We start from the raw sequence: 14,151 nt of genomic DNA, 5'->3' as shown, positions 1-14,151 counted from the left end.
CGACGGACGCGGCCCCGTGCGCGGGGGTGGGCACGGGGCCGCGAGCTGACCGGCGATCAAGCACGGGCTTCGGGGCCGATGATCCAGTGCTCGCGCGTCACCAGGCGGTGCACGTAGCGCGGGTTGACGAACGCGTCGTAGTCCTCGGTCAGCTGCTTGTACTCCGGGGACTCCAGCGCGTCGCGCAGCGCCTCCACGTCGTCGAACCACAGCTGGTGGGCCGCGTCCAGGGTCGGCTCGCCGATGCCGTACCAGCCGTCCACGGTGTGCCCCTGCAGGTAGCGGCGCAGGCCGGGCAGCTTCAGGCCCAGCTCGCCGTGCTGGTGCAGGCTGTAGGCGCGGAAGTCCTCCAGCGACACGCCTTCCTTGCGCTTGAGCAGGATCATGAGCTTGACCCAGTTCTGCCCCTTGAACAGCGCGGGCCCGGCCTTCAGCTCGTGCGCGTCGGTGTCGAGCACGAGGGTCTGCCAGAACGCCGCCCAGTTCGGCTCGTCCAGCCGCGCGCCCTGCAGGAACTCCTCGCTCTGCAGGGAGGCGATCTGCTCCTCGGGGTTGAGCCAGATCTCGGCGACGCCCCGCCACTTCGGGTCGCCGCCGCCCAGCTCGAAGTCGAACGTCGTGTCGATGAGGTACTTCTTGATCTGCTTGATCTTGGCGGCGTACCGGACCGCGTGCACGTTGACCCAGTAGTCCTGGAACTCCTCCACCGTCATGCCCGGCTTGGGCGCGGCGAAGATCAGCTGGTGGATCATGTCGCTCCCGTCAGACCTTGTAGCGCTTGATGACGTCTTCGGCGAAGCCGATGTAGTCGCGCAGCGGCCACACCTCTTCGAACTCCAGGTACTCCCGCATCGGCAGCCGGCCCAGCGCGGTGCGGTCCAGCTCCTCGGCGTTGGGCGCGTCGATGATGCCGATGACGCGCTTCTGCGCGGCGACCTTCCACAGGCCCACGGCGAAGCCCGAGTCCAGCGTCTCCTGGGCGTGCTCGGCCTCCTCCTGCTCGATCTCCCACAACTCGTCGAGCGTGATGCGGCCTTCGTGGTTCCACTTCATCTGGACGTAGAACAGCATGTGCGCTCCTGTCAGGACTTCGAGCGGATCAGCTCGGTCAGGGGGTGGTCGGGGCCGAACTCGGCCGCGGCGAGGTCCAGCGGCGTCTTGCCGTCGTGGCCGACGACGTCCAGGCGGGCGCCGGCGTCGAGGACGATCCGCGAGCACTCCTCGTAGCCGTGCCACAGGGCGTCGTGCAGCGGGGTGTAGCCGTTGGTGGCGCCCTGGAAGTCCAGGTCCACGCCCGGCCACCCCGCGATCAGCCGGGTCAGCTCGACGTGCCCGTTGTAGACGGCCTTGTGCAGCGGCACCGCGCCGAACGTCGGCTCGGTCGCGTTGACGTCCGCGCCCGCCTCCAGCAGCAGCCGCGCGATCTCGGTGTGCCCGTCGCGGGCGGCGACCAGCAGCGGGGTGTGGGCGTCGTTGAACCCGTTGACGACCGGGAACCGCTCGTCCACCGGCGCGCCGTCGCCGATCAGCTTGCGCACGCCCTCGACGTCGCCCTGGGTCACCGCGGCCATCAGCAACTGGTCGGCGGCGCGGCGCTCGTCGGCGGCCTGGCGCTCCTGGATGTACTGGTGGGCCAGCAGGATCTTGTCCTTGCCCAAGGTGTTGACGTTCAGCTCGTACTCGAAGTGTTGCCGGAGCGAGAAACCGTAGTGCGTGCCCAGGTTCAGCGACGCCCCGCGGTCCAGCAGGTACTTGGCGATCTCGGGGTGCTTGAACCACACCGCGTCCATCAACGGCGTGTGGCCGGTGTTGGGCGTGACGGCGTCCACGAACGCCCCCGCCTCCACCAACGCCTCCACGACGGCCAGGTCACCGCCCTGGCACGCCTTGTGCAGCGCCGTCGCGCCGCCGCCGCTGTCCACGTCGAACACGTCCGCGCCGGCGGCGATCAGCAGCCGGGTCAGCGCGGCGTCCGCACGGCCGGCCGCGATCAGCAGCGGCGTCAACCCGCTGCGCACGTCGCGGTGGTTGACGTCCGCGCCGAAGCGCAGCAGTTCGGCCACGGTCTCGCGGTCACCGGCCCAGCACGCCGCGACCAGCCGCTCCTCGCGGTCGGCGTTGAACGCGGCCACCTCGCCGTTGGGGTCGAAGTAGACCTTCCACGACACGATCCGGCCGCTGTCGTCGACGACGAGCCGGTGCACGTCCTCGATCTCGAACTCCTGCCGCGTGCGGGTGTGCGCGGCCCGGGTGTAGACGACCGCGTACGCGGTGTCGCCCTCGGCGCGCAGGTCGCGCAACGCGTAGTCGAGCACCTCGGTGGTCTCGCCGCGCACCTTGAACGCCCGGCGCACCGCGGGCAGCCCGACGTGGCGGCCCAGGTAGGGGATGACCTCGTTCCACCGGTCCACCGGCAGCTCGAAGTCGATGGTGTGGGACAGCGCCGACAGCGCCGAGTCCAGGTCGCCCCGCTCCAGGTCGGTGAAGTACTCCTCCACCACCCGGCGGGTTCGCTCACTGCTCATCGCGGATGCTCACTCCAATTGTCAGCCGTGCCAAGGGGATTCACCGGGCGGGCGCGGAACGGCTCGGCCGGGTGCGCGTCCAGTAGTTCACCCCGCGCCCGGCGGCGACAAGCGGCGGCACGGGCCGCGCGGGGACTGCGTGAGGTCATCCGCACAGCTCACGAAGTGCCTTCCGCGGCAAGGACTTTCCTTGTGGGCACCGACTCGGGCCGCCGAGAGTTGCCCCCACAGCTCGCCAGACGAAAGTCCACCCACCACAGGAGTGTGTTGACCGTGACCGCGGAGGGCACCAATTCCCGGACCGTCCGGGAAGACGCGCTGGAAGTATTCCGGCAACTCGGCCTCACGACCGTGTTCAGCAATCCCAGCCACACCGAGATGAAGTTGTTCGAGACGTGGCCGGACGACTTCCGCTTCATCATGGGCCTGCAGGAGTCGGCGGTCGTGGGCATGGCCGACGGCTACGCCCAGGCCACCGGCGAGCCGTCCCTGGTCGTCATCAACGGCGGCCCCGGCACCGGCAACGCCATGGGCTCGATCTACACCGCCGCGAGCGCCCACACCCCGATGGTCATCATCGGCGGGCTTCAGGCGCGCAAGTTGCAGCAGGGCGCGCCGTTCCTCAACGCCCCCAACGCCACCCAGCTCCCGCAGCCCTACATCAAGTGGGCGGCGGAGGCGGCCCGCCCGCAGGACGTGCCCGCGCTGATCGAGAAGGCCTACCACATCGCCAAGCAGGCGCCGCGGGGTCCGGTGTACGTCGGAGTGCCCGAGGACGACTGGATCCGGCCCGCCAACCCCACGCCGCACGAGGTCCGCGTCGTGCAGCCGGCCGTCGTGCCCGACCCGCAGGTGCTCGCCGACGTCGCCGACGCGCTCAACTCCGCCACCAACCCGGCGATCGTCGCCGGTCCGGGCGTGGAGATCGGCGGCGCGCGCCGCGACCTGATCAAGATGGCCGAACGGCTCAACGCCCGCGTCTACGGCAGCCCGGTGTGGCCGCGCGGCGCGTTCCCGGAGAACCACCCGCTCTTCGGCGGCGTCCTGGCCCCGCTGCCCGAGCTGATCAACGCCCGCCTCGGCGAGCACGACGTGGTGGTCGTGCTGGGCAGCCCCACCTTCACCCTGTTCACCACCGCCGACCTGTTCTCCCAGGCGCCCGCTTCGCTGGACGGCAGCGACTCGCCCAAGCTGCCCGAGGGCACCCGGTTCATCCACGTCACCGACGACCCGGAGGCCGCCGCCTGGTCCATGGCGGGCACCGCCTACGTCACGCCGCCGGACGCGTTCGTGCGCCGGATCGTGGCCCTGCTGCCGCAGCGCCCGCGCGTGCCGCTGCCCGAGCCGCGCGAGGCGGTCGCCACCCCCGAGGCGTCCACGCCGATCACCGAGCCCTACCTGTTCCACCTGCTCGCGCAGGAGCTGCCGGCCACCGCGCAGGTGTTCGAGGAGCTGCCCATCGGGCGCGCGCCGTTCCACGAGCAGATCCCGCTGGGCCCGGACAACGGCTACTACGCCACCGCCTCCGGCGCGCTGGGCTTCCCGTTCGCGGGCGCGGTCGGCTACGCCGTGGCGCGGCCCGACCAGCGGGTGGTCGTCGTGGTCGGCGAGGGCTCGGCGCAGTACACCATCCAGGCGCTGTGGACGGCCGGGAAGTACAACCTGCCGGTCACGTTCGTCATCCCCGACAACTCCGGCTACCTGTCGCTGAAGTACTACCTCGACGACACCAGCCAGAAGAAGTGGCAGGAGGGCTGGGACCTCAGCGGCGTGGACATGGCGGGCCTGGCCCGCGGCTACGGCATCGCGGGCGAGCGGATCGAGACGCCCGAGCAGTTGCGCGCCGCGCTGCGCCGCGCCCTGTCCGCCGACGGCCCGGTCCTGCTCGACGTCGTCGTGTCCGACCCCGGCCTGTTCCGGCTGTAGAGACCAGGAGGAGCACATGGAGGTCGTCCTCAAGGACAACCTGCCCACCGTCCGCATCGACGGCGAGGTCGCCGCGCACATCTTCGACGGCGGCGCCCACGGCACCACGTCGTCGGCGTTCATCGTGGACGTCAAGCCCGGCAAGGGCCCGATGCGCCACAGCCACCCCTACGACGAGATCTTCTTCGTCATCGAGGGCCGGGTGCGCGTCGAGGCCGCCGGGCAGGTCCGCGACGCCGGGCCCGAGGAGATCGTGATCGTCCGGCGGGACGTCCCGCATGCCTTCACCAACCTCGGTCCGGGCAACGCCCGCATGGTCAACGTGCACGCCACCGCCCAGGTGGTCACCGAATTCGCGCCCGACCACGCCGCCGACCCGTCGTACCGGTACGGCCACACGAGCTGAGCCCGCACCGGGCCCGGCACCCGAGCGCGTCCGCGAAGCCCTCACCGCGTTTCCGCCGTGAAACGCGCGAGTGGGGGCTTCGTGCTATCCGCTCCCGTTTTGTGTCGCCGCAATTCGGCGGCCCGTCGTCGCGGAATCCGCCGTCCGGGCGACGGCTAGACTGGTCAGCGGGGGGAGCTGGGGGAGGAATGTCGTGAGGACGAACAATGTCCGCCGGGGCGAGTTGGGACGCTTTTTGCGCAGCCGGCGGGAACGGTGCAGCCCGACCGAGTCGGGTTTTCCGCGCGGGCCCCGCCGCCGGTCGCGGGGACTGCGCCGGGAGGAGGTGGCCATGCTCGCCGGGGTGAGCCCCACCTGGTACACCTACCTGGAGCAGGGGCGGGACATCCGGCCGTCGCCCGAGGTCGTGGACAGCCTCGCGCGCGTGCTGTGCCTGAGCGAGGACGAGCGCCGCTACCTGCACACGCTGGCCTTCGGGCACGTGGCCCGGCCGCAGCCGCTCGACGGCGAGATCACCGGCGCGGAGCTGCTCAAACGCCTGGTCGCCGCGGCCGAGGACGACCCGTACCCGGTGCTGGCCGTGAGCCCGCACGGCGACCTGCTGGCGTGGAACCCGGCCGCCGTGCACTGGTACGACGACTGGGACCGGATGCCCGCGGAGGAGCGCAACCTGGTGCGCTGGCTGCTCACCGCGCCCGCCGCCCGGCGGCGCCTGGTGGACTGGGCGGACGAGGCGCGCGACGCGGTCGCGGTGTGGCGTGCGGAATCCGCGAAATGTCCGGACGTCGGCGAAGTCGCGAGAAGGGTTCGGGAACTGGGCGGGCTGAGCGCCGAATTCCGCCTGTGGTGGGATGAGCAGATGGTCCGCGAACGCCGTTCCCGGACGCGCCGGTTCCGCCATCCGGAACTGGGTGTCCGTGAATTGCGTTTGGTGCCGATGGAGTCGCCGGAGTTCGCCCCCGCGGCGGTGCTGGTGCACCTGCCCGCCTGAGTGCGGACTTGACGGAGTACGGCCGGGAACGCCCGTCATCGGGATAACCGATTCGTCAATCGCCGAAGCTCGGCGGGTGCGCGCGGTTTTTTAATGCCGGCGTCACAGGAAGTGGATAACGTCTTCGGGTGTTCGCGGCCACCCCGTGTGCGCCTCGACTTCCGGGGGAGGAGAGCCGATGCCTGTGACCGCCGCCACAAGCCGTGCTCCGGGTTCATATGGCACTTGCACAACGGGTTCGGTTCGGGCGAACCCGGTGTTTTGTCTCCGTTTCCGATGTAACCGGGTTCGACGTTCCGCCGGAACGGGCGCGGCACGCGATCCGTGGTAGCCCGCTCGACGCAACAAGGGACATCGAACGGATGAGTATCGGAACGGGTCCGGCCGCCTCGCCACGCTGGAACCGGGAATACCAGCACTGAAAGCGTTCTGGACAGCCGTTCCGAATCTTGAAAACCTGTGCGCGTCACTGGTCGCTGGGGACAGGGACGATGGGGGCTGGGGGAAATCGCCGGAGCGCATCGCGCGCGGCCGACGGCCGGGTGGTCGCGGATCTCGCGCGTGGCGGGCCGGCCCGGGGGCGTCCGCGTTGCCGCCCTCCTTCGAATTCGTGTTGAGCCTTGTCCTGGCGATGTGTCATGTCGAAGTCCCGCGGGGTCCGTGCCCCGCGGCGATCCGAAATGCTGGAGGGACAACCGTGCATCGGTTCGACGCGGTATCAGCCGGGGCTGATCCGTCCGATTTAGCCATGCTGTCCGAGTTCTGCGAGGAGCTGTTCACGACGCTGGGGCGGTCCGACCAGCGCCGCTGGGCCGAGGCCTACGTCCGCGGCCTGCTCGTCGTGCCGGGGCGCAAGTCGATCCGGCGGATCTCGGAACTCGTGGTCGGCCGCGACGCCGACCAGTCGTTGCAGCAGTTCGTGAACCAGAGCCCGTGGGCCTGGGAGCCGGTGCGCCGGCGACTGGCCGAGCGCATCGGGCAGGCCATGCGACCGCGGGCCTGGGTGGTGCGGGAGGCGGTGTTCCCGAAGAACGGGGACAACTCGGTGGGCGTGGCGCGGCAGTACGCGCCCACCGCCGGCCGGATGCTCAACTGCCAGCGGGCGGTGGGCGTGTTCCTGGCCGGCGACGAGGGCGCGGGGGCCGTCGACTGGCGGCTGGTCATGCCCGCGTCCTGGGACGGGGACGCCGACCGGCGGGCCAAGACCCGGGTGCCCGACGGGGAGCGGTCGCGGCCGGTGTGGCAGTACCTGCTCGCGTCCTTCGACGAGATGACGGGCAACTGGGGGTTGCCCGCGGCGCCCGTCGTGGTGGACCTGAGCAGCGACCCGGGCGTGTTCCCGTTGCTGGGCGGCCTGGAGGAGCGGGGGCTGCGCTACCTCGCGCAGGTCTCCACCGCCACGCCGCTGCAGCCGGTCAACCTCGTCGGCGCGGTCGGGGCGCGACACCAGCCCCGCACCGTCGGCCAACTGGTGGCCGCCGCCGCCCGCCGGGGCCGCAGCACGCTGTCCTGGCGCGACGAGCGGACCGGCGCGGTGACGACGTCGGACTTCGTGGTGGCGACCCTGCCCGGGCACGCCGCGATGGGCGACGGCAGGCCGGGCCGGCTGCCGTGGCTGCGGCACGTGCTGGCCGAGTGGCCGGTCGGGCAGGCGCGGCCGACCGCGGTCTGGCTGACCAACCTGGGGGCCACCGGCATCCGCGAGATGGTGAGCCTGCTGCGGGCCGCCGGGCACGCGGACACCGAGGTCGTGCGGCTGGCCGAGGAGTTCGGGCTGCGGCACTTCGAGGGGCGGTCGTTCCCCGGCTGGCACCACCACGTGACGCTGGTGTCGGCGGCGCACGGGTTCCGGCTGATCAGGCGGCTGGAGCGGGCGGGCTACCCCGAGGAACGGCTGTTGCGCCCCTACGCGTGAGCGCTGGGAAGTGGACCAGCGTCGTTCCACTTCCCGGGCGGAGTGCTAGCTTTGAACGTTAGGGAAGGTCCCCGAACAAGTCTCGACCGGAGGCAGCCGTGCGCCGACCCGCCGCGCAGACCCGTGAGCACGTGCTCAGCGTGACCCACGACCTGTTCTACTGGCACGGCATCCGCGCCATCGGCGTGGACCGGGTCGCGGCCGAGGCGGGCGTCGCGCCGACCACCCTGTACCGGCTGTTCCGCTCCAAGGACGACCTGGTCGCCGCGTACGTGGAACGCGCCGACCAGCAGTACCGCGAGTGGTTCACCGAGGCCACCAAGCCCGACGGCCGCGACGCGCGCTCGCGCGTCCTGGCCGCGTTCGACGAGCTGGTGGTCCAGGTGCAGCCGGACAAGTGCCGGGGCTGCCCGTTCCTGATGGCGCTGGCGGAGTTCCCGGACCCGGAGCTGCCCGCGCACCGCAACGCCGTGGCCACCAAGGCGTGGATGCGCGCGCGGTTCGCCGAACTGGCCGAGGAGCTGGGCGCGGGCGACCCGGAGGCGGTCGCCGACCAGTTGGCGCTGGTGATGGAGGGCGTGTACGCGTCGGTGCAGGCGCTGGGGGCCGACGGCCCGGCCCGGCAGGCGCGCAAGCTGGTCGAACAGATCCTGGGGTGAACTCGTGGATTAGACGGAGTGCGCATTCGTGGATTGACGGTGGTGAATCGTCGGGGCATCCTCGGAGGTATACCCGATAGATCATCAGGGGGTTGTCTCAATGGAATCGGCCAATGGCCCCGCCACGCCCAACGGCCTGTTGTCGGAAACGGCGGCGGTGGCGACCGCGCCGGCGTCCGACGCCGTCGACCTGGAGCGCATGATCGGTCGCGGCCTGCCCGGTGACCTGCATCGGAGGCTCGACCTGCTGGTCGGCGAGTGGACCGTGGACAAGCAGACCTACATCGCGCTGGGGACTTTGCAGAACCCCAAGATCTGGGTCGCGAAATCGGTGTGGAAATGGCTGGACGACACCGGTGGGCGGTTCATCGGTGAAGAGTTGACCGGCGAGCTGGCGGGCGGCCCGTACTACCGGCTGGGCATCCTCGGGTATTCCGGGATGGACGACCGGTACGAGTGGAACACGCTGGACAACCTGGTCAGCACGATGATGACCTACAAGGGTGAGGAGGGCACCGGCGGCGAGGAGGTCATCTCGATCGGCGGCGTGTTCACCGACCCGGGCGTGCTGGGCGAGTCGTACGTGGGGAAGAAGATCCCGATGCGGACGGTGTTCACGTTCCGGTCGGCGGACGAGGTGGTGGTGGAGATCAGGTTCACCCCGCCCGGCGAGCCGGAACGCATCGCGGACCGCGGCGTCTACCACCGCGTGACGGGCTGACGCGCGGCCGGCCGGGCGACGGCTCGGGCGGTGCTCGGGTGCGAGGGCTCGGGTGGGCGACGCTCGGGCGGGTCTGGCCGGGGCGGGTGCTCGTGCGGTTGACTCGGGCGGGTCTGGCCGGGTCGTCGGTGTGGCCCGCCCAGAGCCCCCGGCGCGTGATCACCCGTCTCGGCGGGTGCCCGAGTGAGGCAGGGCACAGGACGCTCGTACTTCCGATAGATGGACATCCTAGTAATCTGGACGGTACTTCCGCGATGCCGAAGGAGCCGTCGTGACCGCCGACCGCACGCTGCACAAGCCCGAGCACCCGGTGCGCTTCGTGACCGCCGCCAGCCTCTTCGACGGCCACGACGCGGCGATCAACATCATGCGGCGCATCCTGCAGTCCCAGGGCGCCGAGGTCATCCACCTCGGGCACAACCGGTCGGTGCGCGAGGTCGTCGCGGCGGCGGTGCAGGAGGACGTCCAGGGCATCGCCATCAGCGCCTACCAGGGCGGGCACGTCGAGTACTTCACCTACCTGGTCGAGCTGCTGCGCGAGCGCGGCGCGGAGCACATCAAGGTCTACGGCGGCGGTGGCGGGGTCATCGTGCCCGAGGAGATCGCCCTGCTGCACGAGCGCGGCGTGGCGCGGATCTTCTCGCCCGAGGACGGGCAGAAGCTCGGGCTCGCGCGCATGATCAACACCATGGTCGAGGCCTGCGACTCCGACCTCGCCGAGCGCGCCCCGTCCTCCTGGGACGGCCTGTTCACCGGCTCGGAGGACGTCCTGGCCCGCGCCATCACGCTCATCGAGGCCGGCAAGCTGCCCGAGGACGTGCACGCGCGCGTCAAGCAGGCCGCGCGCGACGTCCCCGTCCTGGGCATCACCGGCACCGGCGGCTCGGGCAAGTCGTCGCTGACCGACGAGCTGGTCCGCCGCTTCCGCCTGGACCAGGAGGACAAGCTCCGCATCGCCGTGCTGGCCATCGACCCGACCCGCCGGCGTGGCGGCGGCGCGCTGCTGGGCGACCGGATCCGGATGAACTGCCTGGAGGGCGACCGGGTCTTCTTCCGCTCGCTGGCCACCCGCCGCGCGGGCTCGGAGGTGCCCGACGGGCTCTCCGACGCGATCCTGGCCTGCAAGGCCGCCGGGTTCGACCTGGTCGTGGTGGAGACGCCGGGCATCGGCCAGGGCGACGCGGCGATCGTGCCGTTCGTGGACCTCTCGCTGTACGTGATGACGCCGGAGTTCGGCGCGGCGTCGCAGCTGGAGAAGATCGACATGCTCGACTTCGCCGACGCCGTCGCGATCAACAAGTTCGAGCGGCGGGGCGCGGAGGACGCGCGCCGGGACGTCGCCCGGCAGTTGGTGCGCAACCGCGAGGCGTTCGGCGGGTCCTGGGAGGACATGCCGGTCTTCGGCACCAGCGCGGCGACGTTCAACGACGACGGCGTGACCGCGCTGTACCAGCACCTGCGCGGCGAGCTGGCCGAGCGCGGCCTGGAGGTCTCGCCGGGCGCGCTGCTGCCGGTGTCGGGCAAGGTCTCGACCTCCGCGGCCACCGTCGTGCCCGCGAACCGGGCCCGGTACCTGGCCGAGATCGCCGAAACCGTGCGCGGCTACCACCGCGCCACCGAGACCCACGTGGACGCCGTGCGCCGGGTCGCGCACCTCAAAGCCGCCCGCGAGGAGCTGGCGAAGGTCGATGCCGACACCACCGCCATCGACCAGCTCGTGGAGTCCGCGCGACAGCACGTGGACGGCCTGTCCGCCGAGCTGCTCGCCGCCTGGCCGAAGGTGGTCGAGGACTACACCGGTGACGAGCTGGTCGTGCGGGTGCGGGACAAGGAGATCCACACCCGCCTCACCCGGGAGACGCTGTCGGGCAACAAGGTCCCGCGCGTCGCGCTGCCCCGGTTCGACGACGACGGCACGCTGCTGCGGTTCCTGCGCAAGGAGAACCTGCCCGGCTACTTCCCGTACACGGCGGGCGTGTTCCCGTTCAAGCGCGACGGCGAGGACCCGGCCCGCATGTTCGCCGGCGAGGGCGACGCGTTCCGCACCAACCTCCGGTTCAAGTACCTCTCGCAGGGCTCGGCGGCCACCCGCCTGTCCACCGCGTTCGACTCGGTGACCCTCTACGGCCGCGACCCGGACACCCCGCCGGACGTCTACGGCAAGATCGGCACGTCCGGCGTGTCCATCGCGACCCTGGACGACATGAAGGCGCTCTACGACGGCTTCGACCTCACCGCGCCCACCACGTCGGTGTCGATGACCATCAACGGCCCCGCGCCGACGATCCTGGCGTTCTTCCTCAACACGGTGATCGACCAGACCCTGGACAAGTTCCGCGCCGAGCACGGCCGCGAGCCCGACGAGCGGGAGGAGCGCGAGCTCAGGGCGTGGGCGCTGGCCAACGTCCGGGGCACGGTGCAGGCCGACATCCTCAAGGAGGACCAGGGCCAGAACACCTGCATCTTCTCCACCGAGTTCTCCCTGCGGATGATGGCCGACATCCAGGAGTGGTTCATCCGCAACAAGGTCCGCAACTTCTACTCGGTGTCGATCTCGGGCTACCACATCGCCGAGGCCGGGGCGAACCCCATCAGCCAGCTCGCGTTCACGCTGGCCAACGGCTTCACCTACGTCGAGTCGTACCTGGCGCGCGGCATGGACGTGGACGACTTCGCGCCCAACCTGAGCTTCTTCTTCTCCAACGGCATGGACGCCGAGTACAGCGTGATCGGCCGCGTCGCCCGCCGGATCTGGGCGGTGGCGATGCGCGAGCGGTACGGGGCGAACGAGCGCTCGCAGAAGTTCAAGTACCACGTGCAGACCTCGGGCCGTTCCCTGCACGCGCAGGAGATGGACTTCAACGACATCCGCACCACGCTCCAGGCGCTGTGCGCGCTGTACGACAACTGCAACTCGCTGCACACCAACGCCTACGACGAGGCGATCACCACGCCTACGGAGTCGTCGGTGCGGCGCGCGATGGCCATCCAGCTCATCATCAACAAGGAGTGGGGCCTGTCGATGAACGAGAACCCGTTGCAGGGTTCGTTCGTCATCGACGAGCTGACCGACCTGGTCGAAGAGGCCGTGCTGATGGAGTTCGACCGGCTCTCCGAGCGCGGCGGCGTGCTGGGCGCGATGGAGACCGGCTACCAGCGCGGCCGGATCCAGGACGAGTCGATGCTCTACGAGCAGCGCAAGCACGACGGTTCGCTGCCGCTGATCGGCGTGAACACGTTCCTGCCCGAGGACGGGTCGCGCGAGCACGTGACCATCGAGCTGGCCCGCGCCACCGAGGACGAGAAGCGCTCGCAGGTGGAGCGCACCCGGGCCTTCGCGGCGGACCACGCGGCCGAGGCCGAGCCCGCCCTGCGCCGGCTCAAGCAGGCCGCGCAGGCGGGGGAGAACGTGTTCGAGGTCCTGGTGGACGCCGCGCGGGTGTGCACGCTGGGCCAGGTGACGGAGGCGTTCTTCGAGGTGGGCGGCCAGTACCGGCGCAACGTCTAGGCGGTCGGCGCGGCGTGGCCGGCGAGGTGGAAGTCGCCGGTCACGACGTTGCCGGGGCGCAGCGGGGCCGTGAGGAAGCAGGCGGCGATGGTGACCGCCAGGTCGAAGGCGCCGACCCGGAGGACGGCGTGGTGCACCCGCGCACCCGCTCGGGCCTCGACCACGACACCGCCCAGCGACACCACCGGCACCGGGTCGGACAGGCCCTCGACGGCCGTCACCGGCACCAGGTAGGGCCGCCACGACCACGGGCGCTCGTCGTCCGCCCGGTCGTGGGCAGCCGGGTCGGCGTGGGCGCGGGCGCGTTGGGCGGTGCCGGTCAGCACGACCTCGCGGCCGGCCGGCGCGCCGCCCAGGTCCACGAGCAGCGGGGTCGGCACGCCCGCCAGTTCCAGCCGGGTCAGCGGACCGACCGGGGTCGCGCCCAGCACGGTCACCGGTCGGGTCACGACGTGCCCGGCCTGGGCCGGCTGGACCCCCGGACCACCAGCCGGGTCGGCAGCACGGCCGGCGGCGGGGTCTGTCCGTTGTGGACCATCGTCAGCACGGCGTGGGCGGCGGCGGCCCCGATGCCCGCCTTGTCCTGGGCCAGGGTGGTCAGCGGCGGATCGACCAGCGCGGCCAGCTCGATGTCGTCGAACCCCACCAGCGCCACGTCCTCGGGCACCCGCAGGCCGGCGTGGCGGGCCGCCAGCAGCGCGCCCACCGCCATCTCGTCGCTCGCGCAGAACACCGCGGTCGGCGGGGCGGGCAGGGCGATCAGGCGGCGCATGGCCTCCTGACCGCTGCCCCGGTGGAAGTCGCCGGTCACCACGTGGTCGTCGGGGACCGGCAGGCCCGCCTCGGCCATCGCCTCGTGGAACCCGGCCAGCCGCTCCGCCGCCGGGGCGTTGGCCACCGGGCCGGTGATGGTGGCGATCCGGCGGTGCCCGGCGGCCACCAGGTGGCGCACCGCCTCCCGCGCGCCGCCGACGTTGTCCGAGGTGACGTAGGTGGCCCGGTCGCCCGCGACCGCCACGTCCACGGCCACGCACGGCAGCCCGGACTGGGCGAAGGCCGTGAACGCGGGCCCGTCCTTGCCGCTGTCGATCAGGACCAGGCCGCCCAGGTGGTGCCGCCGGGTCATGTTCACGTACGCCACCGGGTCGGCCAGCGACGCCCCGACCGCGCGCAGCGCCGCCGAGCCGCTGGTGGCGAGCATCAGCAGGTGGTAGCCGTGCGCGCTGAGCGCGGTCTTGAGGCCGATCAGCAGCTCCTGCAGGTACGGGTGCCGCCAGCCCGGCCGGCGGTGGTCGGTGTCCCACACCAGGCCGATCAGCCCCGACTTGCGGCTGGCCAGCGCCCGCGCGGACTCGTTGGGCCGGTAGTCCAGCTCCCGCGCGACCCGTTCGACGACCTCGCGCTTCTCCCGGCTGACCGTGAGCGGCCGGTTGAACACGCGCGACACCGTCGCCACCGAGACGCCGCACAGCTCCGCGATCTCCCGGATCGTGGTCATGG

The 14,151-nt window shown here is 71.4% G+C and carries 12 protein-coding genes; 7 read left to right on the top strand and 5 right to left on the bottom strand.

All coding sequences use genetic code 11. The features are described 5' to 3' along the window. Positions 1–56 precede the first annotated feature (56 nt). Genes AB0A74_RS21290 through AB0A74_RS21280 form a run of 3 tightly spaced genes read right to left on the bottom strand, consistent with a single transcriptional unit; the run spans position 57 to position 2,525 of the window. Entirely contained in the window at positions 57–752 is a 696-nt protein-coding gene (locus AB0A74_RS21290; protein WP_358251787.1) for an EthD family reductase, read from the bottom strand. A gap of 10 nt (positions 753–762) precedes the next feature. Further along, complete coding sequence (locus AB0A74_RS21285) at positions 763–1,071, bottom strand: muconolactone Delta-isomerase family protein (protein WP_121219005.1); 309 nt, start codon at positions 1,069–1,071, stop codon at positions 763–765. 11 nt (positions 1,072–1,082) lie between these two features. Then, the gene (locus AB0A74_RS21280; protein WP_358251786.1) at positions 1,083–2,525 is read right to left on the bottom strand and encodes an ankyrin repeat domain-containing protein; all 1,443 of its coding nucleotides are present in this window, start codon (positions 2,523–2,525) and stop codon (positions 1,083–1,085) included. Positions 2,526–2,798: 273 nt separating this feature from the next. On the opposite strand from AB0A74_RS21280, the gene mdlC reads away from it, so the two are divergent. The 7 genes from mdlC (at position 2,799) to icmF (ending at position 12,651) form a co-directional block, all read left to right on the top strand. Then, on the top strand, positions 2,799–4,451 hold the full coding sequence (gene mdlC, locus AB0A74_RS21275) for a benzoylformate decarboxylase (RefSeq protein ID WP_358251837.1): 1,653 nt from the start codon (positions 2,799–2,801) through the stop codon (positions 4,449–4,451). A gap of 16 nt (positions 4,452–4,467) precedes the next feature. Continuing rightward, the gene (locus AB0A74_RS21270) at positions 4,468–4,857 is read left to right on the top strand and encodes a cupin domain-containing protein (RefSeq protein ID WP_358251784.1); all 390 of its coding nucleotides are present in this window, start codon (positions 4,468–4,470) and stop codon (positions 4,855–4,857) included. A gap of 193 nt (positions 4,858–5,050) precedes the next feature. Continuing rightward, entirely contained in the window at positions 5,051–5,848 is a 798-nt protein-coding gene (locus AB0A74_RS21265; protein WP_358251782.1) for a helix-turn-helix transcriptional regulator, read from the top strand. Between the two features lie 748 nt (positions 5,849–6,596). Further along, entirely contained in the window at positions 6,597–7,763 is a 1,167-nt protein-coding gene (locus tag AB0A74_RS21260) for a transposase (RefSeq protein ID WP_358251780.1), read from the top strand. A 98-nt stretch (positions 7,764–7,861) separates the two neighbouring features. Continuing rightward, the gene (locus AB0A74_RS21255) at positions 7,862–8,422 is read left to right on the top strand and encodes a TetR/AcrR family transcriptional regulator (protein ID WP_358251778.1); all 561 of its coding nucleotides are present in this window, start codon (positions 7,862–7,864) and stop codon (positions 8,420–8,422) included. A 100-nt stretch (positions 8,423–8,522) separates the two neighbouring features. Continuing rightward, positions 8,523–9,143, top strand: coding sequence for a DUF1579 family protein (locus tag AB0A74_RS21250; protein ID WP_358251776.1), 621 nt, complete (start codon positions 8,523–8,525; stop codon positions 9,141–9,143). Between the two features lie 271 nt (positions 9,144–9,414). After that, positions 9,415–12,651, top strand: coding sequence for a fused isobutyryl-CoA mutase/GTPase IcmF (gene icmF, locus AB0A74_RS21245; protein WP_358251774.1), 3,237 nt, complete (start codon positions 9,415–9,417; stop codon positions 12,649–12,651). Here icmF and AB0A74_RS21240 read toward each other — a convergent pair. Beyond that, positions 12,648–13,100 carry a hypothetical protein gene (locus AB0A74_RS21240; RefSeq protein ID WP_358251772.1) on the bottom strand — a complete coding sequence of 151 codons (453 nt, stop codon included), beginning with the start codon at positions 13,098–13,100 and terminating at the stop codon, positions 12,648–12,650. The two genes, icmF and AB0A74_RS21240, sit on opposite strands and share 4 nt — an antisense overlap. Continuing rightward, positions 13,097–14,149 (bottom strand): LacI family DNA-binding transcriptional regulator, encoded by a 1,053-nt coding sequence (locus AB0A74_RS21235; RefSeq protein WP_358251770.1) that lies wholly within the window; start codon positions 14,147–14,149, stop codon positions 13,097–13,099. Before AB0A74_RS21235 ends, AB0A74_RS21240 begins: the two co-directional genes overlap by 4 nt. Between the last annotated feature and the right edge of the window lie 2 nt (positions 14,150–14,151).

The organism is Saccharothrix sp. NPDC042600 (assembly GCF_040647305.1).
Classification (GTDB): domain Bacteria; phylum Actinomycetota; class Actinomycetes; order Mycobacteriales; family Pseudonocardiaceae; genus Actinosynnema; species Actinosynnema mutabilis.
The sequence above is the reverse complement of the archived record's forward strand: the minus strand, read 5'-3'. Positions and strand labels throughout refer to the sequence as shown.